At 71.6% G+C, this 24,863-nt stretch carries 26 protein-coding genes and 4 tRNA genes; 21 read left to right on the forward strand and 9 right to left on the reverse strand.

The window, feature by feature from the left end; genetic code table 11:
* Positions 1-3: 3 nt before the first annotated feature.
* Positions 4-1,185, reverse strand: coding sequence for a glutamate--cysteine ligase (locus DEI82_RS07925; RefSeq protein WP_111036424.1), 1,182 nt, complete (start codon positions 1,183-1,185; stop codon positions 4-6).
* Between the two features lie 223 nt (positions 1,186-1,408).
* On the opposite strand from DEI82_RS07925, the gene DEI82_RS07930 reads away from it, so the two are divergent.
* The 14 genes from DEI82_RS07930 (at position 1,409) to DEI82_RS07995 (ending at position 14,431) form a co-directional block, all read left to right on the forward strand.
* Complete coding sequence (locus DEI82_RS07930) at positions 1,409-3,187, forward strand: N-acetylglutaminylglutamine amidotransferase (RefSeq protein WP_111012472.1); 1,779 nt, start codon at positions 1,409-1,411, stop codon at positions 3,185-3,187.
* 169 nt (positions 3,188-3,356) lie between these two features.
* Complete coding sequence (locus DEI82_RS07935; protein WP_111008849.1) at positions 3,357-3,653, forward strand: flagellar FlbD family protein; 297 nt, start codon at positions 3,357-3,359, stop codon at positions 3,651-3,653.
* Between the two features lies 1 nt (position 3,654).
* Entirely contained in the window at positions 3,655-4,479 is an 825-nt protein-coding gene (locus DEI82_RS07940; protein ID WP_111008850.1) for a motility protein A, read from the forward strand.
* Between the two features lies 1 nt (position 4,480).
* Positions 4,481-5,503 carry a flagellar motor protein MotB gene (locus DEI82_RS07945; protein ID WP_258372004.1) on the forward strand — a complete coding sequence of 341 codons (1,023 nt, stop codon included), beginning with the start codon at positions 4,481-4,483 and terminating at the stop codon, positions 5,501-5,503.
* Between the two features lie 73 nt (positions 5,504-5,576).
* Entirely contained in the window at positions 5,577-6,554 is a 978-nt protein-coding gene (locus DEI82_RS07950; RefSeq protein ID WP_258372005.1) for a flagellar motor switch protein FliM, read from the forward strand.
* A complete protein-coding gene (fliN, locus tag DEI82_RS07955; RefSeq protein WP_111036426.1) occupies positions 6,551-7,252 on the forward strand; it encodes a flagellar motor switch protein FliN in 702 nt (233 codons plus the stop codon). The genes DEI82_RS07950 and fliN overlap by 4 nt, the downstream gene beginning before the upstream one ends.
* A gap of 6 nt (positions 7,253-7,258) precedes the next feature.
* Positions 7,259-7,795 (forward strand): flagellar biosynthetic protein FliO, encoded by a 537-nt coding sequence (locus tag DEI82_RS07960; protein WP_111036427.1) that lies wholly within the window; start codon positions 7,259-7,261, stop codon positions 7,793-7,795.
* Complete coding sequence (gene fliP, locus DEI82_RS07965; protein WP_111008968.1) at positions 7,792-8,709, forward strand: flagellar type III secretion system pore protein FliP; 918 nt, start codon at positions 7,792-7,794, stop codon at positions 8,707-8,709. The genes DEI82_RS07960 and fliP overlap by 4 nt, the downstream gene beginning before the upstream one ends.
* Positions 8,706-8,978 carry a flagellar biosynthesis protein FliQ gene (fliQ, locus tag DEI82_RS07970; RefSeq protein WP_111008854.1) on the forward strand — a complete coding sequence of 91 codons (273 nt, stop codon included), beginning with the start codon at positions 8,706-8,708 and terminating at the stop codon, positions 8,976-8,978. Before fliP ends, fliQ begins: the two co-directional genes overlap by 4 nt.
* Position 8,979: 1 nt before the next feature.
* Positions 8,980-9,738 carry a flagellar biosynthetic protein FliR gene (locus tag DEI82_RS07975; RefSeq protein ID WP_258368442.1) on the forward strand — a complete coding sequence of 253 codons (759 nt, stop codon included), beginning with the start codon at positions 8,980-8,982 and terminating at the stop codon, positions 9,736-9,738.
* Between the two features lie 2 nt (positions 9,739-9,740).
* A complete protein-coding gene (locus DEI82_RS07980) occupies positions 9,741-10,922 on the forward strand; it encodes a flagellar biosynthesis protein FlhB (protein WP_111036428.1) in 1,182 nt (393 codons plus the stop codon).
* A 65-nt stretch (positions 10,923-10,987) separates the two neighbouring features.
* Positions 10,988-12,973 carry a flagellar biosynthesis protein FlhA gene (locus DEI82_RS07985; RefSeq protein WP_375334616.1) on the forward strand — a complete coding sequence of 662 codons (1,986 nt, stop codon included), beginning with the start codon at positions 10,988-10,990 and terminating at the stop codon, positions 12,971-12,973.
* On the forward strand, positions 12,948-14,069 hold the full coding sequence (locus DEI82_RS07990; RefSeq protein WP_111012467.1) for a hypothetical protein: 1,122 nt from the start codon (positions 12,948-12,950) through the stop codon (positions 14,067-14,069). The genes DEI82_RS07985 and DEI82_RS07990 overlap by 26 nt, the downstream gene beginning before the upstream one ends.
* A gap of 74 nt (positions 14,070-14,143) precedes the next feature.
* Positions 14,144-14,431, forward strand: a complete 288-nt coding sequence (locus DEI82_RS07995; protein WP_111008858.1) for a carbon storage regulator — start codon at positions 14,144-14,146, stop codon at positions 14,429-14,431.
* Positions 14,432-14,453: 22 nt separating this feature from the next.
* Here the strand turns inward: DEI82_RS07995 and DEI82_RS08000 are convergent, their stop codons facing one another.
* From DEI82_RS08000 to DEI82_RS08010, 3 genes are all read right to left on the reverse strand, one after another.
* Complete coding sequence (locus DEI82_RS08000) at positions 14,454-15,020, reverse strand: hypothetical protein (RefSeq protein ID WP_111036429.1); 567 nt, start codon at positions 15,018-15,020, stop codon at positions 14,454-14,456.
* Positions 15,017-15,637, reverse strand: a complete 621-nt coding sequence (locus DEI82_RS08005; RefSeq protein WP_111036430.1) for a DNA-binding protein — start codon at positions 15,635-15,637, stop codon at positions 15,017-15,019. Before DEI82_RS08005 ends, DEI82_RS08000 begins: the two co-directional genes overlap by 4 nt.
* A 99-nt stretch (positions 15,638-15,736) precedes the next feature.
* Positions 15,737-17,821 carry an acyl-CoA dehydrogenase gene (locus tag DEI82_RS08010; protein ID WP_111036431.1) on the reverse strand — a complete coding sequence of 695 codons (2,085 nt, stop codon included), beginning with the start codon at positions 17,819-17,821 and terminating at the stop codon, positions 15,737-15,739.
* A 420-nt stretch (positions 17,822-18,241) separates the two neighbouring features.
* Here DEI82_RS08010 and DEI82_RS08015 point away from each other — a divergent pair, with 420 nt between their 5' ends.
* Positions 18,242-19,051 carry an LLM class F420-dependent oxidoreductase gene (locus DEI82_RS08015; RefSeq protein ID WP_111036432.1) on the forward strand — a complete coding sequence of 270 codons (810 nt, stop codon included), beginning with the start codon at positions 18,242-18,244 and terminating at the stop codon, positions 19,049-19,051.
* Between the two features lie 57 nt (positions 19,052-19,108).
* On the opposite strand, the gene DEI82_RS08020 is transcribed toward DEI82_RS08015, so the two are convergent.
* Positions 19,109-19,184, reverse strand: a tRNA-Val gene (locus DEI82_RS08020).
* Between the two features lie 191 nt (positions 19,185-19,375).
* On the opposite strand from DEI82_RS08020, the gene DEI82_RS08025 reads away from it, so the two are divergent.
* The 3 genes from DEI82_RS08025 to DEI82_RS08035 all read left to right on the forward strand — a co-directional run bounded on the left by DEI82_RS08025 (position 19,376) and on the right by DEI82_RS08035 (position 19,718).
* Positions 19,376-19,447 (forward strand) — tRNA-Gly (locus DEI82_RS08025).
* Positions 19,448-19,531: 84 nt separating this feature from the next.
* Positions 19,532-19,602, forward strand: a tRNA-Cys gene (locus DEI82_RS08030).
* A 41-nt stretch (positions 19,603-19,643) separates the two neighbouring features.
* Positions 19,644-19,718, forward strand: a tRNA-Val gene (locus DEI82_RS08035).
* A gap of 322 nt (positions 19,719-20,040) precedes the next feature.
* Here the strand turns inward: DEI82_RS08035 and DEI82_RS08040 are convergent.
* On the reverse strand, positions 20,041-20,505 hold the full coding sequence (locus DEI82_RS08040) for a MarR family winged helix-turn-helix transcriptional regulator (protein ID WP_111036433.1): 465 nt from the start codon (positions 20,503-20,505) through the stop codon (positions 20,041-20,043).
* Between the two features lie 133 nt (positions 20,506-20,638).
* Here DEI82_RS08040 and DEI82_RS08045 point away from each other — a divergent pair, with 133 nt between their 5' ends.
* Positions 20,639-21,514 carry a cyclase family protein gene (locus tag DEI82_RS08045; protein ID WP_111036434.1) on the forward strand — a complete coding sequence of 292 codons (876 nt, stop codon included), beginning with the start codon at positions 20,639-20,641 and terminating at the stop codon, positions 21,512-21,514.
* A 55-nt stretch (positions 21,515-21,569) separates the two neighbouring features.
* Here the strand turns inward: DEI82_RS08045 and DEI82_RS08050 are convergent, their stop codons facing one another.
* Together DEI82_RS08050 and DEI82_RS08055 are read right to left on the reverse strand one after the other, a co-directional pair.
* Positions 21,570-21,779: a hypothetical protein gene (locus tag DEI82_RS08050; protein WP_111012460.1), complete on the reverse strand. Its 210-nt coding sequence runs from the start codon at positions 21,777-21,779 to the stop codon at positions 21,570-21,572.
* A gap of 340 nt (positions 21,780-22,119) precedes the next feature.
* Positions 22,120-22,677, reverse strand: a complete 558-nt coding sequence (locus DEI82_RS08055) for a TetR/AcrR family transcriptional regulator (protein ID WP_111036435.1) — start codon at positions 22,675-22,677, stop codon at positions 22,120-22,122.
* Between the two features lie 129 nt (positions 22,678-22,806).
* Between DEI82_RS08055 and DEI82_RS08060 the strand changes: the two genes are divergently transcribed.
* Both DEI82_RS08060 and DEI82_RS16500 read left to right on the forward strand, forming a co-directional pair.
* Positions 22,807-23,763, forward strand: coding sequence for an NADP-dependent oxidoreductase (locus DEI82_RS08060; protein WP_220037251.1), 957 nt, complete (start codon positions 22,807-22,809; stop codon positions 23,761-23,763).
* A gap of 334 nt (positions 23,764-24,097) precedes the next feature.
* Positions 24,098-24,229, forward strand: coding sequence for a hypothetical protein (locus DEI82_RS16500; protein ID WP_258372006.1), 132 nt, complete (start codon positions 24,098-24,100; stop codon positions 24,227-24,229).
* Positions 24,230-24,278: 49 nt separating this feature from the next.
* Here the strand turns inward: DEI82_RS16500 and DEI82_RS08065 are convergent, their stop codons facing one another.
* A complete protein-coding gene (locus DEI82_RS08065) occupies positions 24,279-24,860 on the reverse strand; it encodes a GNAT family N-acetyltransferase (protein WP_111036437.1) in 582 nt (193 codons plus the stop codon).
* Positions 24,861-24,863 lie beyond the last annotated feature (3 nt).

The following is a 24,863-nucleotide window of genomic DNA, read 5'->3' on the forward strand; positions in this document are numbered from 1 at the left end:
TCGTCAGGCGGTCGCGGTCCTCGGCCGGGAGGCCCGGTGCGGGGTTCCGGACGGGTCCGGCTCCTCGAGGTGGATCGTCCCGGAGCGGTTGCGTCCCTGCGTCTCGAGCACCGCGCTCCGCACCACGGCGCCGAGATCGCCCGTCCGCGCGTACTCGGCGCGCTGCCGCTGGGCACCCGTGCCGTGCGCGAGGACCTCGGCGATGCCCCGCTCGACGAACTGCTCGTCACCGTTCGCGCGGAGCGCCGGGCCGAGGCGCTCGAGGAGCATCCCGATGACCGTGCGCGCCTCCGCCGCACGTCCCGTGACCGGGTCGACGAGTTCGCCCTCCAGTCCCTCGAGTGCCGCCCGCCAGTTCGCCAGTCGAACCGCGCACGCGGGAGCGTCCGGGGCGGGCACGCCGTTGCGCCAGTCCGCCGCGGCGGTGTCGACCATCGCCCGCACGATGCCCGCGATCATCGCCGTCACCGCCGGGTCCAGGGGCACGTCGGCGACGCGCACCTCGACCGTGGGGAACGCCCGCGACAGGCGAGCGTCGAGGTAGAGCATGCCGGCATCGAGCAGGGCACCGGTGCCGAGCATCGCCTGCTCGACGGCGTTGTACCGGGCGACGGATCCGAACCGCTCCATCGGCCCGGCGGAGGGCCACCGCGTCCACTCGATGCTCCGGTAGCTCGCGTGCCCGGTGTCCTCGCCGTCGTGGAACGGGGAGTTCGCGGTGAGGGCGATGAGGATCGGTGTCCAGGTGCGGATCCGGTCCAGCACGGCGACGCCCTCGTCCTCGGACTCGATGCCGACGTGCACGTGCAGCCCGCAGGACAGGCTCCGACGGGGCAGCGCTCCGTAGCGGTCGAGCATCGTCCGGTACCGCGGTGTGTCCCGGGCGTGCGGTCGCGTCGGGAGCGGCGCGCTCGCGAGTGCGGCGACCCGGGCACCCTCGAGCGCCGCGATCGCGTCGACCGTGCCGCGGTTCGCCAGCACCTCCTGCTCGAGCGCGGACAGCCGGTTGTGCACCGACGACACGGTCTCCAGCATCTCGAGCTGCATCTCGCCCGTCAGGGATCCGTCGGCACGTGACCCCTGCAGCCGGGTCCGCCAGCCGAGGACCTCGTCGGCGAGGGGCACCGGCTCGCCGGTCTCGCCGTCGACCAACAGCAGTTCTTCCTCCACACCCATCGTTCGCATGGGACAACTGTGTGCGGATGCGGCCGGGAGGATTCACGGGGTTGTCAGGAGCAGCACACGGCGGTACGCGGGCGCGCGGAACGTGCGCGCGGACTCGCGAGCGCACCCGCGGTTCGCGCACCGCCGGTCCGGGCGGGACCACCTGGATCGACGCTCGGGTGTCACCGGGTTCGGTGGACGCGGTCGGCCTGCGGAACCCTCGCACCGGCGTGGAGGCACGAGCATGTGTGGTGTGGCAGGCGAGGTCACGTTCGACGGAGAACGGGCCGACACGGACGTCGTCCGCCGCATGGCGGCGACGATGCGCGACCGGGGCCCGGACGGCGAGGGAAGCTGGTCGTGCGGGTGGGCGGCGCTCGGGCACCGACGGCTCAGCGTCATCGACCTCTCGGACGCTGGGGGCCAGCCGATGCAGTCGGCCGACGCCCGGGTGACGATCGTGTTCAACGGCTGCGTGTACAACCACCGGGAGCTCCGCCACGAGCTCGAACCGGGCCGCCCCTTCGGCACCACGAGCGACACCGAGGTGGTGCTCGCCGCGTACGAACGCTGGGGCGCACGGTTCGTCGACCACCTCGTCGGGATGTTCGCGGTCGTGGTCGTCGACGAACGGCGGCGGGAGGTCGTCCTGGCTCGTGACCGCCTCGGCGTGAAGCCCCTCTACCTGGCGACCGTCGGCGGTCGGCTGCGGTTCGCGTCGACGCTGCCGGCACTCCTGGCGGGTGGGGGCGTCGACACGGAGCTCGACCCGGTCGGGCTCCATCACTACCTGAGCTGGCACTCGATCGTTCCGGGGTCGCGCACCGTGCTGCGGGGGGTCCGGAAGCTCCCGCCGGCCACCGTGCGGGTCATCGACGAGCGCGGCGGGACACAGGACCGCGAGTACTGGGCGCCGACGTACGAACGCGACGCGGGACGGGCGTGCTGGACGGCCCGCGACTGGGAGGACGCCGTCGAGGACGCCCTCCGCACCGCGGTCCGACGCCGCCTGGTGGCCGACGTCCCGGTCGGCGTGCTGCTGTCCGGTGGACTCGACTCGAGCCTCCTCGTCGCCCTGCTCGCCGAGGAGTCCGCCGACCCCGTCGGCACGTACAGCATCGGGTTCGAGGACGCCGCGGGGGAGTCCGGGGACGAGTTCCGGTGGTCCGACGTCGTCGCGGAGCGGTTCGGCACCGAGCACACCCGCATCCTGGTCCCGACGACCGATCTGCCGACGGCGGTGGACGAGGCCGTCGACGCCATGACCGAGCCCATGGCCACCCAGGACGTCGCGGCGTTCTTCCTGCTGTCACGGGCGGTCTCGGAGGACCGGAAGGTCGTGCAGTCCGGGCAGGGTGCCGACGAGGTGTTCGCCGGCTACCGATACCACCGGCGTGCTGGTCGGGTGTCGCGGGACGGGGCGCTCGACGCCTTCGCGGGCGCCTTCTCCGAGAGTGCCTCCGGCGTTCGCGCGCTCGTGGAACCCGGCCGGCTGCCGGCCGGTGACGTGAGCCGTGACACCATCGCCGCGCACCTCGCGGCCCCGGGTGCCGAGACCGCGCTCGACGCCGTCCTCCGGCTCGACACGCACCTGCTCATGCCCGACGACCCGGTCAAGCGCGTCGACAGCATGACGATGGCCTCCGGTCTGGAGGCTCGGGTCCCGTTCCTGGACCAGGACCTCGTCACCCTCGCGGCGGCGTGCCCGCCCGCGCTGAAGATCGCCGACGACGGCAAGGGCCTGCTCAAGGCACTCGGTCGGCGGCTCCTGCCGCAGGAGGTCGTCGACCGGCCGAAGGGGTACTTCCCGGTCCCCGCGCTCCGGCACCTCGACGGCGCGTTGGCCGGGGTCGCGCGCGACGCCCTGCTCGCGCCGGAGGCCCGGCAGCGCGGGCTGCTGCGCCAGGACGTCGTGCAGGCCGTCATCGACCGGCCTGACGCGTTCCGCACGCGCGTCGGCGGCGCACTCTGCTGGCAGCTCGCGGTGCTCGAGCTGTGGTTGCAGCGGCACGGGATCCGGTGAGCGGCCGCCGAACCGGCCCGGTCCACCCCCGGGCACGAGACCGCCGACGGCGCGGGGCACCGGGCTAACGGCGGCGACGCCACGGCCGATAGTCGTGCCTGTACCGCTCAGGACGAGCGGGACACCCGCCCCACGGACGGCGGCGGGAGCACACGACCTAGGACGGGCCATGATCGTCGTCACGCGACTCAACGACAGCAGATTCGCTGTCAACCCGGATCTCGTGGAACGCATCCAGGAGAGCCCGGACACCACCCTCATCATGGTGGACGGCGCGAAGTACATCGTGCAGGAGTCGATGGCCGAGGTCATCGACATGATCGCCGCGTACCGCGCCCGGATCATCGCGATCGCCTCCGGCGTGGCCGACGACACGGCCTCGAGCGTGAACACGACGGGCCCGCAGCCGGTCCTCGCGCCGGTGTCCGACATCGCCGCACCGCGCACGTCCGAGGGGCGGCGCTGACGTGGACCTCGCGACGATCATCGGCGTCCTGCTCGCGTTCGGGGCGCTCTTCGGCATGGTCTCGATGGAGCACGTCGAGATCTCCGGACTCATCATCCCCGCCCCGATGGTGCTCGTGTTCGGCGCGACGCTCGCCTGTGGCCTCGCCGGAACCACGCTCAAGGACGCCATCGCGAACCTCAAGGCGATCCCGACCGCGTTCACCGGCAAGGTCGTGCCCCCGGCATCGGTGATCGAGGACGTCGTCGGTCTGGCTGAGACGGCGCGGACGAACGGCCTGCTGTCGCTCGAGCAGGAGGCCGACAAGCACGACGACCCGTTCCTCAAGAAGGCGCTCCAGAACATCGCGGACGGCACCGACGGCGAGGAGCTCCGGATCCTCCTCGAGGACGAGATCGAGTCGAACGCGTCGACCCTGCGGAACGCGAGCAAGTTCTTCATGGGACTCGGCGGCTACGCCCCGACGGTCGGCATCATCGGCACCGTCGTCAGCCTGACCCACGTGCTCGCGAACCTGTCGAAGCCGGACGAGCTCGGGCCGCTCATCGCGTCGGCCTTCGTGGCGACGCTCTGGGGCCTGCTCAGTGCGAACTTCCTGTGGCTGCCGATCGGCGGCAAGCTCAAGAAGCTCGCCGACCTCGAGGTGGCTCGACAGACGCTGCTCATGGAGGGCCTCCTGGCCGTGCAGGCGGGCAGTCAGCCGCGCCTGCTCGGCGAGCGGCTCCGCGCCATGGTGCCGCCGTCGGCCCGCGGTGACGCGGCTCCGGCCAAGGGCGCCAAGGGCAAGGGCAAGGGCGCCGCCGACGACGAAGCGCTGGCGGCCTGACGTGGCTGGCAGAGGGCGCGGGCGCCGCGGTCACGGCGGCGGCGGACACGACGACGACGACCACCCGGACGAGCGCTGGATGGCGTCGTACATGGACATGATCACCGTGCTCATGTGCATGTTCCTGGTCCTGTTCGCGATGTCGCAGGTCGACCAGCAGAAGTTCATCGCGCTCAAGGACTCGCTCGCGACCGGCTTCGGCCAGGTGCAGAAGCAGAAGGTCGACACGGCGTCCGGCACGGTCGTCAAGCCCGACGAGGTGACGAAGAAGGACGGCAAGGGCTACGCGCTGTCGAAGTCCGACGCGGAGCACTCGAGTGCGGCGAGCGGCACGGCGAACAGCAACGCGGACGGCACGAGCGCCGACCCGAGCGCGGTCGCGGTCCCCGCGGCGGCCCCGTCGCCGAACACCGCCGTGGCGAAGGCGAGCAAGGCGGACGTCGAGGCGGCGAAGAAGGAGCTCGACGACCTGAAGGCGATCGAGGCCGCGATCAAGAAGAACCTGACGGCCGAGGGCAAGACCGCGAACGTGCAGTTCGACCTCGACGCCCGCGGGCTGACGGTCCGGCTGGTCGGGAGCGAGACGTACTTCGCCACCAACAGCGCGGACCTGTCGGACGAGGCCCGGGGGGTCATGGACGCGATCGCCCCGGTCCTCAAGAGCAGCGGCCACGACATCAGCGTCGAGGGGCACGCCGACCAGCGGAACTCGACCGCGCCCTACGCCACGAACTGGGAGCTGTCCGCGGCCCGCGCGACCGGCGTGCTCCGGGATCTCGTCGAGCGCGGAGGCCTGCCGGCCGACCACGTGCAGAGCGTCGGGTTCGGGTCGAGCCGGCCGCTGTCCAAGGGGTCGACCGACGCCGACCTCGCGCTGAACCGTCGCGTCGACATCGTCGTGCTGTCGAACCAGGACCAGGACGTCAGCGCGCTCATGCCGGCCATCGCGGCTGCGCAGGACGCGGCGCATCGGGGCGAGACGGCGGGGACCACGGCGCCGACGACCGCGGAGGGCGATGGGTAGCGGCGACGGGATCCCCGCCCAGTCCGGGGGACAGCGCTAACGACGGATCACCGCGGGACCGATAGTGCCCGTCGTGACCGACCTCCTCGCCCAGCGCGCCGTGGCGTCCCCGCGCGACGACCACGGTGGGGACCAGCGTGCGCACGACGACGCCCAGGTCGAGGTGGTGGACTTCCGTCGACCGACGACCCTCGCCCGTGAGCAGTCCCGCGTGCTCGAGCTCGCGTTCGAGACGTTCGCGCGGCAGTGGGGCACCCAGTTGACCGCGAAGGTCCGGGTGCTCTCCCAGGTCACCTGCGAGCAGGTGCAGGTGCTGACGTACGACGAGTACGCCGCGTCGCTCCCGCCGCTCACCGCGATGGTGCTGCTGACGATCGAGGGCGCCAGCGCCAAGGGCGTCCTGCAGTTCCCGCTCACCTCGGTGCTCACGTGGGTCAGTCACATGCTCGGAGCGGCCCGACCGCTGCCGGCCTCCGAGCGCACCTTCACCCCGATCGAGCAGGCGCTCGTGCGCAAACTCGTCGAGGACGCGCTCGACGACCTCCGCTACTCGCTCGGCACGCTCCTCGTGCAGCCGATCGGGGTCGGCTCGTTCCAGTGGAACAGCCAGTTCGCGCAGGCGGCCACGAAGAGCGACCTCATGCTCGTCGCGTCGTTCGACATCCGCGTGGGGGAGCGCATCGCGCCGGCCACCCTGGCGATCCCGCTCGAGGTCGTCCTGCCGCAGCTCGGCGAGTCGAACCCGACGGTGACGACGGCCGATCCGCGCGAACTCCTCGACGCGCAGATCGCGAACGTGCCGGTCGGGGTCTCGCTGCAGCTCGCCCCGGCGGTCGTGCGTCCGGCCGTCGTCCTCGGCCTCGCGGTCGGCGACGTCGTGCCGCTCCCGCACCCGCAGCACCGTCCGCTGACCCTGACGGTCGACGGCGAGCCGATCGGCACGGCGGCCGTCGGCGCGAACGGCTCACGTCTCGCCGGCGTCGTCGTCGCCACCACGCCCGCCGCCGCCGGCGCCCACGCACGCACTCCGAACACCGAAAGGGCGTCATGACCGCCACCATCACCCTGCAGACCTCGGTCGCCGAGGCGCTCGTCGGTCAGCTCCCGACCCCCACGCCCCTGCGCGCCAGCCCGCTCACGCCGGGAGCGGCGAGCGGTGCCGCCGGGCAGGCGGGCGGTGCGGTCGTCGCGTCGTTCGTCGGTGCCCTGTCGGCGGACCTCGCGCTCGTGCTCCTCGACCTCGACGGCATGACGGCCGCCGGCGGCGTCGACGCGCCGCTCGTCTCGGTGACGGACGTCGTCCGGCCGGCGCTCGAGGCGGCGGCCGGCATGCTCGGCGTGGGCGTGCTCGGCGAGGCCGTGCGCGCGTCCGCCGCGTCGCTCCTGCTCGACCCCCAGACCACCGTGTTCGAGCTGAGCGCCGCGGGCGTCCCGGCGGGGTGGTTCGCCATCCGCATCCGCGAGGACGCACCCGCGGCCGCGGCCGTCGCCTCGTCGATCAGCGGCAACCTCGGCCGGATCAACAACGTCGAGATGGCGCTCACCGTCGAGATCGGTCGCACCCGCATGGCCGTCCGTGACGTCCTGGGCCTCGAGCCCGGGGCCGTCGTGGAACTCGACCGATCCGCCGGCGCACCGGCCGACGTGCTGCTCAACGGCCGCCTCATCGCGCACGGCGAGGTGGTCGTCGTCGACCAGGACTACGCCGTCCGCATCACGAAGATCCTCGACGTCGCCGAGGGGATCTGACCCTCCGTGGACACCCTCGTCGTCGCCCTGCGGGTCGCGCTCTCCCTCGGCGTCGTGCTGGCCCTGCTCTGGTTCGTGCAGCGCCGCGTCGCGAAGAGCACGACCGGCTCGTCGCGTGGTCGCGGACGACGCTCGGCGGCGGTCCAGGTCGTCGCGCGCCAGGGGATCGGTGGCAAGGCCAGCGTCGTCGTCGTCGACGTCGAGGGCGAGCGGCTCGTCCTCGGTGTGACCGAGCAGCAGGTGGCCGTGCTCGCCTCCGGGACCGCGCCCGCGGCGTCGGCCGCGGGGTCCGACGCGGGGTCCGACGCGACCGACCCGTTCCGGGCGGTCCTGGCGGCACAGGCTGCACCGTCCCTCCCGGCCGCCGCGCAGGCGCTCACCGAGGAGCCGGAGAGCGCCGCACCCGTCCTCCGGGCCCGCCCCCGCAACCGCCGCGCCGCGCACATCGCCGTGCCCACGCAGCAGCAGCTCCAGGGCTCGATCCTGTCGGCGGACATGTGGCGGCAGGCCGCCGCGGCCGTCCGCGCGAGGCGCGCCGGATGACGCTCGTCCCCGGCGGACGCACCCCGCTGCGCCCGCTCGTCCTCGCGCCCGGCGTCGGCCGGGAGGCCCGGAGCAGCCGAGCCCGCGCGGTCCGGGTCGCACGCATCGCCGTCCTGGTCTTCCTCGGTCTCGCAGCGGTCGTCGGCTTCCTCATGCTCACCGCTGGCGGCGCGCACGCGGCCGGCGTGGTCGGGCCGACCGCACCCGCGGCCCCCACCGCGCCCGCGACCCCGTCGACGAACGGCGGCCTGGACGTGTCCGTGAACGGGCCGGACGGCACCCCCTCGTCGGCCGTCGTCACCCTCGTCGGCATCACGCTGCTCAGCGTCGCACCCGCGTTGCTGCTCATGATGACGTCGTTCACGAAGATCTTCGTCGTCCTGTCGATGACCCGGAACGCGCTCGGGCTGCAGTCGATCCCGCCGAACCAGGTGATCGCCGGGCTCGCCCTGTTCCTGTCCCTGTTCATCATGGGGCCGATCATCGGGCACATCAACGACGACGCCCTGCAGCCGTACCTCGCCGGGCACATCGACTTCCAGCACGCCGTGGACGTCGGCAGTGCGCCCCTGCGGAAGTTCATGCTCCACCAGACGCGGCAGGAGGACCTGGCGTTGATGACCCGCGCGGCCGGCCGGCCCAACCCGAAGAACGAGGCCGCGGTGGGGATGACGACGTTGGTCCCGGCGTTCATGATCTCGGAGCTCCGCAGCGCGTTCATCATCGGGTTCGTCATCTTCCTCCCGTTCCTCGTCATCGACCTCGTCGTGTCCGCGGCGCTCCAGTCGATGGGCATGATGATGCTGCCGCCGGTGATGATCTCGCTGCCGTTCAAGGTGCTGCTCTTCGTGCTCGTCGACGGCTGGGGACTCATCATCAAGTCGCTCATCGAGAGCTACCAGGTGGTGTCGTGAACCAACAAGCCGTCATCGACCTCGTCCTGCAGGCGCTCATCGTCGCGGGCAAGCTCGCCGCGCCCGTGCTCATCACGTCCCTCGTCGTCGGGTTCGCGATCTCGCTCCTGCAGTCGATCACGCAGATCCAGGAGGTCACGCTCGCGTTCGTCCCGAAGGCCCTCGCCGTCGCCGTCGCGCTCGTCGTGTGCGGCAACTGGATGATCGACGAGATCGTCGGGTTCACGCACTTCCTGTTCGACCAGATCCCGAACCTGCTCGGGAGCTGACGTGGACCTGTCGATCGACTTCGACCAGCTCGAGGGCACCATGCTCGCGGGCGTGCGGATGGTGGCGTTCATCGTCATCGCGCCGCCGTTCTCGTACAAGGCGTTCCCCGGCACGGTCAAGGCGATGCTCGCGATGGGCCTGGCGCTCGCGGTCGCGCCACGGGCGGCAGCCCGGTACCACGCGCTCGACACCGGCGCGTTCGTCGTCGCGCTCGTCGTCGAGCTCGCCGTGGGACTGACCCTCGGGTTCCTGGTCTACCTCGTGTTCGCGGCGGTCCAGTCGGCCGGCGCGCTCGTCGACCTGTTCGGCGGGTTCACGCTCGCGCAGGCGTACGACCCGCAGTCCCAGGTGAACGGGGCGCAGTTCACGCGCCTGTTCGAGATGACGTCGCTCGCGCTCCTGTTCGCCTCGGGCGGGTACCAGCTCATCGTGGGCGGCCTGACCCGCTCGTTCGACGCGGTGCCGCTGGCCGGGTCGTTCTCGCTGGCCGACCCGGTACACGCGATGCTCGCCGGCACGACGCAGATGTTCCTGTCGACGCTCCAGATCGCGGGCCCGCTCGTCGTCGTGCTGTTCCTGTCCGACGTCGGCCTCGGCCTGCTCACCCGCGTCGCACCCGCGCTCAACGCGCTGCAGCTCGGGTACCCGATCAAGATCGGTCTGACCGTCATGTTCGCCGGCGCGTTGTTCATGGCGCTGCCGAGCGTCGTGTCCTCGCTCACGGGTGACGCGGTGACCCTGCTGACCGGAGGGCGGTGACCATGTCCGACACGGGAGAACGCACCGAACAGGCGACCGAGAAGCGGATGAAGGAGGTCCACCGCAAGGGCCAGCTCAGCCGTTCGACCGACCTCAGCGCCTGGCTCGGGGTCGCCGCGGCCGCCGTCATGGTGCCGTCCACCATCGCATCGGCCGCCGCAGCGGGCACTGACCAGGTGTTCCGGATCGAGCGGGTGATCGCCCACCCGACGGTGGGCGCCGTCCGCGAGACCATGGCCGCCGACCTCGGCTCGATCGGGTCGACCCTCGCCCCGATGCTCGGCGTCGTCGCGGTCGTCGTGGCGGCCACCGCGATCGCGCAGGGCGGCGTGCACATCAAGCGCATGACCGGCAACTACGAGCAGTTCAACCTGCTCACCGGCATCACCCGGGTGTTCGGCACCCAGGCGCTCTGGGGCGGCGCGAAGGCCCTGCTCAAGAGCGCGGTCGTCGGGCTCGTGCTCTGGGAGGCCGTGCAGGGCCTCGTGCCCGTGCTCATGTCCTCGGGGTCGCTGCCGCTCACCGCGGTGCTGCAGGCCGCCGGGAACGGTGCCGCCACGCTCCTCCGCGCGGCGATCGCGGCCGGCCTGCTCCTGGCGGCGGTCGACGTGTTCGTCGTCATGCGCCGGAACCGCAAGAAGACCCGGATGACGAAGAAGGAGGTCAAGGACGAGCACAAGAGCACGGACGGCGATCCCCACGTCAAGTCGCACCGGCGCTCCCGACAGCTCGCGATGAGCCGGAACCGCATGATCGGTGCGATCGCCACGGCCGACGTCGTCCTGACGAACCCGACGCACTTCGCGGTCGCGATCCGGTACGAGCCGGGCAAGTCGGCACCGAAGGTCGTCGCCAAGGGCGCGGGCGCCGTCGCCGAGGTCATCCGCGACCGTGCCGAGGCGGACCGTGTCCCCATCGTCCGCGACGTCCCGCTCACCCGTGCACTGCACGCCGCGTGCGAGATCGGCACGGAGATCCCGGTCGACCTCTACACGCCCGTGGCCCGGGTCCTGTCGTTCGTCATGGCGCTCCGCGCCCGCGGCGCCGCCACCGGCGTGCACTCGGCCCCGCGTCCCACGACCGCCGACGAGGTCGCCACCGTCATCGCCGCCGACCAGCTCGCCGGGGACGCCCTGCCCCGCCGCATCCGTCATGCCCGGACCACCGAAGGAGCCCCAGCGTGAACCGCAAGGACCTGCCCAAGCTCGCCGTGCCGATCGGCATCGTCGGCATCATCCTGCTGCTCATCATGCCGGTGCCGTCGTTCGTCCTCGACTTCCTCATCATCTGCAACATCCTGCTGGCGCTCGTCATCCTGCTCACGACGCTGTTCGTGCGGAAGCCGCTCGACTTCTCGGTGTTCCCGTCGCTGCTGCTCGTCGCGACGCTGTTCCGGCTCGGACTCAACGTCGCGTCGACGCGACTGGTGCTCGGCAAGGGGTTCGCGGGCGACGTCATCCAGGCCTTCGGGCACGTCGCGGTCTCGGGGTCGGTGATCATCGGCGCGGTGATCTTCATGATCCTCGTCGTGATCCAGTTCGTCGTCGTCACGAAGGGCGCCGAGCGCGTGGCCGAGGTCGGGGCGCGGTTCACGCTCGACGCGATGCCCGGCAAGCAGATGGCCATCGACGCGGACCTCAACGCGGGACTCATCACCGACACCGTCGCCAAGGAGCGCCGGGCAGCGGTGTCCGCCGAGGCGGACTTCTACGGCGCGATGGACGGCGCCTCGAAGTTCGTCAAGGGGGACGCGATCGCGGGCATCCTCATCATCGTCATCAACCTGGTCGGCGGCATCGCGATCGGCATGGTGCAGAACGGGCTGTCGATCACCGACGCGTTGGGCAAGTACGGCATCCTGACGATCGGTGACGGCCTCGTGACGCAGATCCCGGCGCTGCTCATGGCGGTGTCCACGGGCATGATCGTCACCCGGTCGAACGCGGACGCCGACATGGGCTCCTCGGCCGCCACGCAGCTGACGCAGTCCCGCAACGCGATCCTCATCGCGGGGATCGCGGCCTGCGGCATGGCGTTCATCCCGGGCATGCCGATCGTCCCGTTCCTGCTCGTCGGGGCGGCGCTCCTCATCGTCGCGTACCGCCTCGGGGTCACGGCGAAGGCCGATGCGGCCGCCGCGGAACGGGCCGAGCGGGCCGCGGCCGTCGCCCCGACGGGGGACACCCCCGAGGACCTCATCGAGCAGATGCGGGTGCACGCGCTCGAGATCCTGCTCGCGCCCGACCTCGTCGACATGGTGTCCGGGGCCTCGGACGACCTGCTCGGGCGCGTCCGCGCCCTCCGCCGCAAGATCGCGGTCGACATGGGACTCGTCGTCCCGCCGGTGCGCACGCGGGACAGCGTCGACCTGCCGCCGTCGACGTACGCGATCCGCATCGCGGGGGTCGAGGCGGGCCGCGGCACCGCGCCGGCACGGAGCGTGCTCGCCCTCGGCGACCAGCTCGACGGGCTGCCGGGGGAGCCGACGACCGAGCCGGTGTTCGGGCTGGCCGGCAGGTGGGTTCCTGCCGAACTCCGGCACGCCGCCGAGATGACCGGCGCGACGGTGATCGACCGCGTGTCCGTGCTCGTCACGCACCTGCAGGCGATCATCGGGGACAACGCCGCCCGGCTGCTCACGCGTGAGGACGTCAAGGTCCTGACGGAGGGCGTCAAGCAGACCAACCCGGCAGCGGTCGAGGAACTCGTGCCGGGCATGCTGTCGATGGCCGAGCTCCAGCGTGTGCTGCAGGGCCTCCTCGCCGAGCGCGTGCCGATCAACGACCTCGGGCGCATCTGCGAGGCGCTGACGCTCCGGGCGAAGGTCTCGACGGACCCCGAGGGACTCGTCGAGGCGGCCCGTGCGGCGCTCGGCCCCGCCCTGGCCGCGCGCTACCTCGACGGCAGCGTGCTCCGGGTGATCATGATCGACCCCGGGCTCGAGCAGTCCATGCTCGAGGGGCTCCGCCCGTCCGAGCAGGGCACGCAGATCCTGCTCGACGCCCACCGGGTGGAGCAGGTGCTCGGATCCGTCCGCGATGCCGTGGGCGCCGTCGAGCACCAGGGCCTGTCGGCCGTGCTCGTGTGTGCGCCGCAGCTCCGTCCGGCGATCCACCGCCTGGTGTCCGCCCAGTCCAACGGCCTGCCGGTGCTCTCCTACCAGGAGGCGACCGCCGCGGGCTCCACCATCGAGACCGTGGGAGTCGTCCGTGCCGCCGATCCGATCGCAGCGTAGTGCGCCGACGCTCGACGCCCTGCGCGCCGACGTCCGCGCCGAGTTCGGCCCGGCGGCCCGCATCGTCGCGGCCGAGCGGGTGACGACGGGCGGCATCGGCGGCCTGTTCCGGAAGCACCACTACGAGGCGACCGTCGAGGTGCCGGCGCCCGGCGACGAACCGGTGGCGCGCGTCGCCATCGACGCGGGTGGGCCCCGTCGCGCAGGCATCCTCGCGTTGCTCGAGGACGCCGAGGCCCGGGAGGACCGGCTCGCCGCCGCCGACGCCGTCACGACCCGTCGTGGTCGCCGCGCCGCCGAGGAAGCGCGCGGGTCCCTCCGCCCCGTTCCCGGCGTCCCGGCCTCGGGCAGGTCGGTGTCGTCCGGTGCCGGCCCGGCCGGTCCGCTCCTGGTGGGAGCGGACGAGGAGGTCGTCGCGACCCGCTCGGACGCCTTCGCTTCGCTCATGGACGACTTCACCTTCAACGGCCTGGCGCCGCGCGTCCCGCTCGGTGAGGCCCTCGGTGGGGCCGGGACGGCGACGCCCGCGGTGGGCCCGGCCGTTCCGCTGCCGTCCGACCGGGAGGACCGGCTCGTCGAGTCGACGCCCCTCACCCCGGTCGCGGCCGGCGTCGACGGGTTCGTGCGGGCTCCCGTCCCCGACGCGACGGACCGGATTCCCGACCCGCCCGCGGTCCGTCGCGCCGACGGTGACCTCGTGCTCGTCGTGGGCCGGTCCGCGGCGGTGACCGAGGTCCTCCCGGTCGTGGCGACCGCACACGCGCTCCGGATCCTGCCTGTCGAGGACCGGCGATCGGCGATCCTCGCCCGAGCCGCGGGGGTCCAGGAGGGCACGGCGGTCGTGTCGTCGTTCGTGTGGAGCGGTGCGGCGGACGACCCGGAGCGTGCCGCACGACTCGTGGGGATCGCGCCCGACCAGGTGTGGGTGGTCGTGGACGCGGGCCGCAAGCACGACGACACGGCGCGCGAGGTCCGCGCGGTGCAGCGGACGATCGGCGTGACCGGGGTCCTCAGCGTCGGGGCCGAGGACACGACGACGCCGGAGACCGTGCACATGCTCGGGTTCCCCGTGGTCGACGTCCGGAGCTGGCGGTGACCGTCGACGCGATCGGCGCCGTGCCGAGTCCGCACCGGGGGCTCCCCGCGCCCGTCCGCCGATAGGCTGTCGGGATGCTGGTGCTCACACGCAAGATCGGCGAGCGGATCCTCGTCGGTGAGGACATCGTCATCACCGTCCTCGACTCCCGCGGCGACGGCGTCCGCATCGGCATCGACGCCCCGCGCGGCGTCAAGATCCAGCGCGAAGAGGTCGTCGCCGCCGTCACCGAGGCGAACGTCGAGGCGAGCCGGTCCTCCAGCGATGCCGAAGCGCGGCTGCGCGCGGCGCTCGGTGCCCTGGGCGGGGGCGGCGGCGCCCCGGGCGGGGACCGTCGCGGCGACGCCGAGGAGCCTCGCTGAGGCTGCCTCCCGGCTGACCGCGTCAGGCGAGCGCGACCAGCGCCGCGAACGCCCCGGCCCACAGCATGCTCGCGAGCGTGCCGATGATGAACCGTTCCCGGGCCTCCGCGCTGTCGAGCTCCGAGAACCGGCCGAGGCCCTTGATCGCGATCACCGCGGCGACGATCTCGAGTCGACTGACGAGGATCGCCGCGACCACCGCGATCCGTTCGAGGTGACCGATCGCCGCGCCACCGCGGAGGACCTCGTGTCGCTGCCCGTCCCCGCGCTGGTCGAGGATGAGGATGCCCCCGTTGCGCCCGGGCGTCGCGTCGCGGTGCGTCGCCAGGCGGAGCACGACGGCGGTGGCGGGTCCGCCGCCGACGACGCCGAGCACGCTCATGAGCACGGTCATGACGCTCGCGAGTGCCGGGTCGGGGGCGGGGACGCCGACGTGGAACGCGAGCGCGAGTCCGCCGGCGGCGAGGGGCACGACCCCGGCGAGGCCGGCCGCCGTGCGGGGTTCCCGGCCCGAGGTGAGTGCGAGCACGCAGCAGACGAGCAGGACCACGGGGCCGACGATCCAGACGAGGACCTGCGCCGCGGTCATGCCGGCGCTCCGTCCGGTTCCGGGCGGTCCGCGTCCTCGAGCAGCCGGACCAGCGCCGCCCGCACGGCGTCGTCCTCACGGAGCCCGGCGGCGGCCGCGCGCTTGCTCGCCGCCTGCGGGCTGATCCCCAGGTGCCGGGCGGCCTCACGCTGGCTCATGCCCTGGTCGAGCAGGTCGGCCAGCTCCCAGCCCTCGGGGGACCGGCGCGCGCGGAGCCGGATTGCCTGCGTGACGAGGGGTTCGACGTCGTCGGCGGTGCGGTGCCGGCCCGGCTCGACGGCGACCGCGACGTGGTCGGGCCGGTCCTTCGCGCGCTCGACGGCTTCGCGCGCACGGTAGAACGCGGTCCCGGTTGCCGCACGGGTCGCCGTGGGCAACGGCGTCTGGACGTCGCCGATGCCGCACCCGATGCTCCAGTCACCCGCGCGGGCGAGCCGGAAGACGACGTCGAGTGCGGCGCCCGCGTCGGCGGTGGCGATCTGGAGTTCGTCGCCCGCGGTCCGGTCCGCGGGGAGGAGCAACCGGAGCCCCACGGCGGCCCTGATCGCGGCGAGCGCGGCCTCGACGAGGTCGGCTCCGTGTCGACTGTCGATCTGGTCTGCGGTGATGACGTACATGCTCGACCTCCGCGTCAACCCTACGAGGTTGATCGGGTGCCGATCAACCCTGGGAGGTTGATTGCTCCCGGATCAACGCGCCAGGGTTGACCGTTTTGCTCATCGTCGCGGGCGGGGCTCCGCGCCGGGAGTCCGTCCGGCGGCCCGCTCGGCGGCGTACCACGCGCGGGCCTCGTCCTGCCGTCGCGCCTCCGCCCCCGAGGCGATCGGCGCGCGGACGTGGCCGGGCTCGTACCCGAACGTCGCCACGAGGTCCGTCGCCAGCGGCCGGAGTCGACCCACGAGCCGGTCCATGGTGGCCGAGACGGCAGCGCCCCGCTGCGCGGACAGACGCCCGTGCATGAGGTGCCAGGCGAGGTGCTCCTCGACGAGCCCGAGTCCGAAGCAGTCGCGGAGCCACGTCAGCACCGTCCGCGAGTCGTCGTCGGGGGCGTCGGCGAGCGCCGCCGTGAAGGCGTCCCACTGCATGAGCTCCGCGTGGGCACGAGCGGCCTCGATGAGCTCGTGCTGCTGCTCGTTGAGGAGGCGCGCCTGGCGGACGCGGTCCTTCCCCGCGCTGCGGAGACGCATGCCGATGCCGGCCACCATCGTGTCGACGCGATCGGCGAGGAGTCGGCGCTGCGTGACCGGGTCCCGGAGGTCCTGCGACGCGCGGCGGACGGAACCGCGGTCGAGCACGGTCTGCCCGACCGCACGGACCCGCGTCACGTCGGCGACCCGGCCGGCGACCCGAGCGGCCACGAAGCGGGCTGCCCCGGCCGGGTCCCGCGGTGCCGCGGCGGCGAAGTCACCGAGCAGGCGCTTGCCCACCAGCTGGAGGAGCACGGTGTTGTCGCCCTCGAACGTCACGTACACGTCGAGGTCGGCCCGGAGGCCGGTGAGCCGGTTCTCGGCGAGGAACCCGGCCCCGCCGCACGCTTCGCGGGCCTCCTGCAGCGTGTCGAGCGCGGCCCACGTGGACAGCGGTTTGAACGCCGCGGCCTGCGTCTCGAGGTCCTCGCGCCGCTCCGGCGTGTCGGCGCGACCGCTGAACACGTCGTCGAAGGTGCGGAGGAGCCGCTCGTGGGCGAACGACTGCGCGAACACGCGGGCGATGCGGGGGATGAGCCGGCGCTGGTGCTGCCCGTAGTCGAGGAGCACGCCCTCCTCGCCCTCGGCGGTCGGGAACTGCCGACGCTCGGACGCGTACGTGACCGCGATCTGCAGCGCGAGCTTCTGTGCGACGACCGCGGCGCCGTCGAGCGACACACGGCCCTGCACCAGGGTGCCGAGCATGGTGAAGAACCGGCGGCCGGGGGACGCGATGGGCGACGAGTACGTGCCGTCCGGCGCGACCGCGCCGTACCGGTCGAGCAGGTTGGTGCGCGGGACCCGGACGTGGTCGAAGTGCAGCCGGCCGTTGTCCACCCCGTTGAGGCCGCCCTTGACGCCGTCGTCCTCGCCACCGATCCCGGGCAGGAACGCGCCGGTCGCGTCGCGGAGCGGCACGTAGAAGGCGTGCACGCCGTGCCCGACCCCGCCCGTGACGAGCTGCGCGAACACCACCGCGGCGACCCCGTGCACCGCCGCGTTCCCGATGTAGTCCTTCCACGCACCCCGGAACGGCGTGTGGATGTCGAACTCCTCGGTCGCCGGGTCGTACGTCGCGGTCGTGGCGATGCTCTGGACGTCGGAGCCGTGCCCCGTCTCGGTCATCGCGAAGCAGCCGGGCGCCGTGAAGTCGAGGATGTCGGGCAGGAACTCCTCGTGGTTGTGCTCCGTGCCGAGGTGCAGCACCGCCGAGCCGAACAGGCCCCACTGCACGCCCGCCTTGATCTGCAGCGACGGGTCCGCCGTGGTGAGTTCCTCGAAGGCCGCGACGTTGCCGCCGTGGTTCTCCTGACCGCCGAACGACCGCGGGAACGGACGCTGGATCGCGCCCTGCTCGACGAGCAGCCGGCACTGTGCGAGGGCCCGCTCGCGGTGGTCGTCGACCGAGGCGCCCTCGAGGCGGTGCGTCGCCGGGTCGAGCGCCAGCGCGCGCGAGATCCGGCGGTCCTCCGCCCAGCGTCCGAGCAGCATCTCGGCCACCCCGGGGACGTCGATGCGCGGACGGGACCGCCGGTCGGCCGCGTGGGGTGACGAGCCACCGGACGCGTCCGGTGTGGGTGCGATGGGGACGTCAGGGACGGCGATGTCGACCATGGACGGGAGGCTATGCCCGCCTCCGCGCGCTCGCCAGCAGCCGCGTGGTCGCCCGACAAGGCCGACCCGGGGGAGCCGACGCCCCTGTGGAGGTTTCCTCCAAGCGGCCTCCGGTGCGGGTCCCCAGGATGCAGGCCGTCCGGATGGGGGAGCCGTCCCTCCCGACCGGGTAGCGTTGCGGACGCACCGTTCGGATCTGGAGGACCCCCATGCTCACTGTCATCGCAGTCGTCATCATCGGCATCGGCGTGCTCGGCGGCGTCGGCGTGTGCGCGGCGTTCGGCGCCATGCTCAAGGGCGGCACCGAAGGCCGCAGCTGACCCGACGGGACGCCGTGCCACCATCGGCGCGCCGTCCCGTCGCCGTCCGGGCTAGCGTGGCGAGGAGTCCCGTCCAGCACTCCCTCGAAGGAGCAACCGCGTGCCCGCCTCCACCGTCCGCGTCGGCGTCCAGATCGCCCCGCAGCACTCGCCCTACGCCACCATCCGCGACACCCTCGCCGAGCTCGAGGACCTGGGGGTGGACATCGCCTTCAACTGGGACCACTTCTTCCCGCTGTCCGGCGACCCCGACGGCACGCACTTCGAGGGCTGGACGATGCTCGCCGCCTGGGCCGAGCAGACGACCCGGATCGAGTTCGGCCCGCTCGTGACCTGCAACACCTACCGGAACCCGGACCTGCTCGCCGACATGGCCCGCACCGTTGACCACATCAGCGCGAAGGACGGCGCCGGGCGGCTCGTGTTCGGCATCGGGTCCGGGTGGTTCGAGCGCGACTACGCCGAGTACGCGTACGACTTCGGCACGGCCGGGAGCCGGCTCGACGCGCTCGATGCCGCGATGCCCCGGATCGAAGCCCGTTGGGCGGCGCTCAACCCCGCGCCGACCCGGAAGATCCCCGTGCTCATCGGCGGTGGCGGCGAGAAGAAGACGCTGCGCATCGTCGCGGAGCACGCCGACATCTGGCACAGCTTCTCGGACGTCGAGACGCTCGAGCGCAAGCTCGGCGTGCTGCACGAGTGGTGCGAGCGCGTCGGCCGGCCCACCGACGCGATCGAGATCTCGACGGGCGTCGATGTCTCCGGCGCGCTGACCGCCGAGCAGGGTTCCGCCCTCGACGCCCAGCACGCCCTCGGGGCACGGCTGTTCACCATCGGGGTGAGCGGGCCGGACATCGACCTGGCGCCGGTCAAGGCGCTGCTCGCCTGGCGGGACGGCGTCAGCGGCTGAGACGACGCCACCCTGCGGAACGACGAAGGCCCCGGGGACTCCCCGGGGCCTTCGTGGTGGTGGGCGATACCAGACTCGAACTGATGACCTCTTCGGTGTGAACGAAGCGCGCTACCAACTGCGCCAATCGCCCCTGCGCGGCTGCCCGCGCCCATCGATACTACTGGAAGCAGCGCCGTCGTCCTATTCGGCGACGTCCGCGCGCGTCGTCAGGTCGCTGACACGCCCGGCCTGGCTCGTTTTGCGATCCGGGCTGGAGGTCGGATAGAGTAACGGAGTCGCAGCGAGCGGCGGGCCGGAAACGGACCGTCCAGTGGCGGCGATGCGGATGTGGCGCAGTGGTAGCGCATCACCTTGCCAAGGTGAGGGTCGCGAGTTCGAATCTCGTCATCCGCTCGAGTGCAGGATCCCCAGATCCTGAAGGCTCACCAGAGAGGATCCCCACCGATCCGGTGCTCACGGAGACGTGAACCTCAGCACGGTGGGGTGGCCGAGAGGCGAGGCAGCGGCCTGCAAAGCCGTATACGCGGGTTCGAATCCCGTCCCCACCTCGAATTCGTATCGTTCGCAAGGGCGGTAGGAGTTCAACTCTGGGCGATTGGCGCAGCGGTAGCGCGCTTCCCTGACACGGAAGAGGTCACTGGTTCGATCCCAGTATCGCCCACCACGTAGCAGCCCCCGGTTCTCCGGGGGCTTTCTTCGTTTCGCGGTGTGGTCGTGCTTCTCGCTTCATCCCGAGGCACCGTTTGGCACCCCCTGCTGCTGACGTCGCCGGCCACGTGACGAGAGGGATTCTGCGGTTCACGCAGACGTGCCTCCGCCTCGCCGATCCGCCCCGGCGGATGCCGACGTTCGGATGACGTGCCCGCATCGAGACTGACACCGGACGGGCCCTGTGAGACACGGCGTCCGGCGCATCGTCCGGTCGTGCGCCGTCGTTCGGCGGTCGTGCTCCGTCGTTCGGCGGTGGACCCTGCATCGGGCACTGGTCATAACGAGTCGTCGACGACGGGTGCAGCTTGAGCACCGTTGATCACGGTGAGCAGCAACGCGTTCAGCTGAGCACTCTGTGAGGCGTCCAACCCGAAGGTGCTGAGGTCGTTCGTCGCCAGGGCCACAGTCTGTGCCGCATCCAGCGCGGCCTGTCCGGCCGGCGTGATCGCCGCCGGGTTCCTCCGGCCGCGTGCGCGGACACCGACCCTGTGGACGAGGCCGCGTCGCTCCATCCCGTCGAGTACATCGGACATGCTCTGCGGGCGCACGAAGACGGCCCGCGCGATCTCTGCCGATGTCATTTGCGCACCGTCAGCCAGGCACGACAGCACACCGAACTGCACCAGGCTCAGGTCACGCTCGGCCATGCCCGCGGTGATCCGCGCGCCGATGATGCGTGCAACCTTCAGGGCATTCCAGCCCAGCACCGAGTCGAGACCGGTTCTTTTAGCGTCGTCCACGTTCGGCGTCTCCTTGCGACAGGAAAAGCAGGTTCCTGCTTGTGCGTATATGGTACAGGAACCTGCTTCTGCAGGACCTCCTTGGAGTGTGCATCACGCACCCGTACTCCGTCGAATCGACAGGACAGACACCATGACCGCACCCGCACTACCTGACAACAGGGGCCGTTGGGGCGCCGACGACGAACTCGGCACGCTCAACCTGATCGATGACGCCGCGCGAGCGCGCGCCGCCGAGCAGGTGCAGGTCGGCAAGAGTGTGTCGCTCGCGCTGCCCGCCGAGCCAGCGTCCATGCTCGGGGGGCCGTTCGCTCCGCCGTCCCCGCCGTCACCCCCGGTCCAGCAAGCGCTGCTGTACACGGGCACACCACCCATGGGCATGTCCGAGGTGCTCATCGTCACACCGCACCACCCGGCGCTGACGCACCTCGACGCGTTCGCCCACATGCCCGTCGACGGCACCGTCTACCCAGGACGCCCGGTCACGGATGCAGTCAGGGCAGGAGGCGTCCTCTTCAGCTCGACGACCGCCTTCGCCGAGGGCATCGTCACGCGAGGCATCCTGCTCGATCTGGCATCGAACGGTCCGCTGCCGGCCGCGCACCCGATCACATCCGCCGACCTCAACACGGCAGAGGAACACGCTGGGGTCCAAGTCCTACCCGGCGACGCCGTGGTCGTGCGGAGCGGCTGGGGCTTCAGTTGGGACGCCCAGGCCCAGGCCCCGGGCATGACCGTCGACGCGGTGTCGTGGATGCACGACCGCGGCGTCTCGCTCTACGCCGGCGACGTCAGCGACTCCTTCCCACCGAGCGATCCCCAGATGCCCATGCCGATGCACATGGTGGGGCTGGCCCGCCTGGGCATGCCCCTCATCGACAGCGTCGCCACCGATGACCTCGCCACGACCTGCGACGAGCTTGGTCGACACGCCTTCCTCCTCAGCGTCGCGCCACCCCGCCTCCACGGCCTCACGGGCGTCCCCGTCAACCCTCAGGCGATCTTCTGATTCGACATCTCAGTGATGAGCGTCCCGATGACCGATCGGCAGCCGAGACGAGCGGTCAGTCCTGCTTGCGCTCGTCCTCGTCCGCCCACCGACGAAGCAGCTGGCGGTTTTCGCGTACTCGCGCAGTCACCGCGACAGCCGCAGTAGCAAAGCCCGCAACGATCATGATCCATCCGAGCACCATCTGGCCCGACGTCGAATAAGCGGACCCGAGCACTCCGACGACGATGCCAACGAGGGCGATGACAGGAAGACCGGCCTTCACGACGTGAACGGTACCGGGAGCTAGCTGCTCCTGTCCTCCGTAGCCGATCGGCTACGGAGGACCTGATGTAACCCCACCCAGCGCTGCAATATGATCTTTCCGGCTTGCCCTAGCCGGTAACCCGCCCACAGGGCCCGGCCGAGTTTGGGAGAGGGAGGCAGCCCGTTCAAGCCGGGCCAAGTGTGGGCATCTGCAGTGTTGACTCCGGTGTTCGTGAACCGATGGTTTACCGGTCGCTGACCGTGAGTCCGAGGTTTGATCGCTCGCACGAAGCGGGCTCAGATCTCAGTCGCGACGCGTCCTGTCCACGGGTACTACTCGGAATCGCGCAGTCGAGCGGTCATTCGGGCCGTTCGAACTGCAACGTCGCGGCAAGCTGCTGCAGCTCTGCGAACGTGCCATCGAGTTCGTGGTGCAGGTCGGTCGACCCGGGCGTCCAGCGTCGGATAGCGGTGCTGAACGTGTCCATCCCGACGCGGGCGCAGAGCAGCGCTTCGCGTTCGGAGACTCCGCGGGCGACCAGGCCGGCCGCGACCAGGACGACCAATGCTGCGGCCTTGGCGTGCTCACGTTCGAGGAGTGCGGGGGCGGAACGGATGATCGGCGCCCGCAGCTCTGCCAGCGGCCGGTTCTGTTCGATGAGCGGCACGACGTCATGGAACGCGTGTCGCAATGCCGGCAGTGCCGGCAAATTTCCCGGCACCGCGGCGAGGGCCCCCGCGGTGACTTCGCGGAGTTCGTCCTCGGAGGCGAACAACACCTCCCGCTTGTCGGGGAAGTGCCGGAAGTACGTGCGTTCGGTGACGCCTGCCCGCGCCGCGATCTGTTCCGTTGTCGCGCCATCGAAACCACGCTCGGCGAACAGCTCGAGCGCAGCGCGCTGGAGTCGCTCCCGCACGATCCGTCCGTCCCGAGGCATATCCGGATACTAGCAGGTTGCGTCAGCGACTGACAGAACGTAAGGTCAGCGACCGACGATTCGTTGCGTCAGTGCCTGTCGCAACGCTTGACAGACCGGGAGACTCCGATGACAGACACAATGCGCACCCTGCGGTTCCACGAGTACGGCGAGCCGGAGGCAGTCCTCCGGTTCGAGACGGCGCCGGTACCCGAGCCAGGGTCCGGCCGGATCCGTGTACGCGTGCGCGCTGCCGGACTCGCACCAGCCGACTGGGCGCTGTGCGGTGGCCTCTTCGCGGGGTCCCTACCGCGCGGCGTTGGCTGCGACGTCGCGGGCACCGTCGATGCCGTCGGCGACGGGGTCGTGGGCGTCTCCGTCGGCGACGTGGTGTTCGGCACTGCCGACTGGGCGAACTCGCCGTCCGCGGGCGCGTCCGACTGGGCGGTGATGAACCGGTGGTTCCCCGTCCCGGAGGGGCTCGACCTCGTGCAGGCCGCGGCGCTGCCGATGACCGTCGACACCGCCTACGCGCACCTGCGCTGGCTCGGACTCGAACCGGGCAAGACGATCCTCGTGCACGGCGCCGGGAGCACGATCGGGTTCGCGGCCGTGCAGATCGCGCTCCTCCGGGGCATGCACGTCATCGCGACCGCGGGCGAGACCTATGCAAAGCAGCTGCGCGATCTCGGCGCCATCGTCACTTCCTATGGCGACGGCATGGTGGGGCGCGTCGCGGAACTCGCGGACGGTCCGGTTGACGTCGCCCTCGACACCGCGCCGGTCGGCGGCGCGCTGCCGGACCTCATCCGCATCGTCGGCGGCGACCCGAGGCGGGTCCTGACGATCTCCGATTTCGCCGCGGCCGCCGAGCTCGGCACTCGTTCCTCCGCCACCGAGGACCTCACCGACCGCGTCGAGGCCCTGCCGGAGTTTGCCGCACTTGCGGCCGAGGGACACTTCCGGGTGCCGGTCGCCGCCACGTTCCCTCTCGAGGACTGGCAGACCGCGCTCACGATCAGCCGCAGCGGCAACGCCCGCGGCAAGCTCGTCCTCCTGCCCAAGGGCGCGGACGCCGCGTCGTAACCCCCGAAATGCCCTTCGAGTGAGGGAGCCCGCGGATGACCGCCACCGAACCCGCCACGCAGGCGGCCAAGCGGGACCTCGTCGCGGCGACTATCGCCCGGGCGCAGGACGCGGACTACTGGATGGATGAGATCCGCGCGTGGGAGGCGACGGGATTTCCCCAGGACCATCCCACGAGAGGTCCTATGCTAGTTCGTGCCGTCGCGATGCCGGGCATTCGGGTTGCCCTGGAACGCAACGGCCCCGTGCGTGCCTGCAGCATTCGGGTTGCTGCAGGCACGCACCTCCGGCCGCCCTCGACGATGCCCTCCGCGGCTGGGTCGCACGGTACGACGTGGACGAGCTCCCCATCGACGGTACCGGCGACACCGATTGGCTCGCGGAGGTGCGCGGCCTGCTCCAAGCACTGCGGGGCCAGAACGCGGACCGGTACCACGTCGTCGTCGACGAGCCCCGGTGGGGGTGACCGGTCCGCTCATGGTCGACGGGTGCCTGTTGGTGATGGCTCGTCTGAGCTACTGCTGACCGTCGTCCCAACGGATCGGCTGCCGGCGGTCGTCCGTCCGGAGCACCGCCGCCAGGAGCTGGTCACGGCGCGTCCCTCGATGTGTCAGGGCTGATCGGAGCCGTCCTTCGAGGCGGAACCCACATCGTTGCGCGACCAGAGCGGAAGCCTCGTTCTCAGGGAGGGCATGCCACTGCACACGGCTGAGCCCGAGACCGTCGGGAGGACCGGCGAACGCCCAGTCGAGGATCGCGCTGACCGCTTCGGTCATGAAGCCGTGGCCGCGACCGGCGGGCGCGAGCAGGTACCCGACTTCTCCGGCTCCGTCTGCGACACCGAAGATGCTCACCGCGCCCAGGACGTTGGTGGGGTCGGCTCGCGGGCGGACCGCGAACTCGAACCGGGTCCCGTCCCGCCATCCCGCTTCGACCTGCCGGACGAACGACTCAGCTTCGTCGCGTCCGTAGGGCACCGGTATCGGGGTGAACGCGATGACGTCCGGGTCCTGGCAGCACGCCACGATCTGATCCGCGTCCTCGGTCGTCTGCGGGCTGAGGACGAGCCGCGGCGTTCGGAGCGTCACCGGTTCCATCGC

This window comes from Curtobacterium sp. MCBD17_019, from assembly GCF_003234555.1.
In the GTDB taxonomy this organism is placed as follows: domain Bacteria; phylum Actinomycetota; class Actinomycetes; order Actinomycetales; family Microbacteriaceae; genus Curtobacterium.

Coding starts and splice junctions, on each gene's coding strand:
- DEI82_RS08065 (WP_111036437.1), bottom strand. CDS start 24,860: ATGGAACCGGTGACGCTCCGAACGCCGCGGCTCGTCCTCAGCCCGCAG.
- DEI82_RS08060 (WP_220037251.1), top strand. CDS start 22,807: ATGACAGACACAATGCGCACCCTGCGGTTCCACGAGTACGGCGAGCCG.
- DEI82_RS07925 (WP_111036424.1), bottom strand. CDS start 1,185: ATGCGAACGATGGGTGTGGAGGAAGAACTGCTGTTGGTCGACGGCGAG.
- DEI82_RS07980 (WP_111036428.1), top strand. CDS start 9,741: ATGTCCGACACGGGAGAACGCACCGAACAGGCGACCGAGAAGCGGATG.
- fliP (WP_111008968.1), top strand. CDS start 7,792: ATGACGCTCGTCCCCGGCGGACGCACCCCGCTGCGCCCGCTCGTCCTC.
- DEI82_RS07985 (WP_375334616.1), top strand. CDS start 10,988: ATGCCGGTGCCGTCGTTCGTCCTCGACTTCCTCATCATCTGCAACATC.
- DEI82_RS08005 (WP_111036430.1), bottom strand. CDS start 15,637: ATGTACGTCATCACCGCAGACCAGATCGACAGTCGACACGGAGCCGAC.
- DEI82_RS07935 (WP_111008849.1), top strand. CDS start 3,357: ATGATCGTCGTCACGCGACTCAACGACAGCAGATTCGCTGTCAACCCG.
- DEI82_RS07930 (WP_111012472.1), top strand. CDS start 1,409: ATGTGTGGTGTGGCAGGCGAGGTCACGTTCGACGGAGAACGGGCCGAC.
- DEI82_RS08000 (WP_111036429.1), bottom strand. CDS start 15,020: ATGACCGCGGCGCAGGTCCTCGTCTGGATCGTCGGCCCCGTGGTCCTG.
- DEI82_RS07995 (WP_111008858.1), top strand. CDS start 14,144: ATGCTGGTGCTCACACGCAAGATCGGCGAGCGGATCCTCGTCGGTGAG.
- DEI82_RS08045 (WP_111036434.1), top strand. CDS start 20,639: ATGACCGCACCCGCACTACCTGACAACAGGGGCCGTTGGGGCGCCGAC.
- DEI82_RS08010 (WP_111036431.1), bottom strand. CDS start 17,821: ATGGTCGACATCGCCGTCCCTGACGTCCCCATCGCACCCACACCGGAC.
- fliN (WP_111036426.1), top strand. CDS start 6,551: ATGACCGCCACCATCACCCTGCAGACCTCGGTCGCCGAGGCGCTCGTC.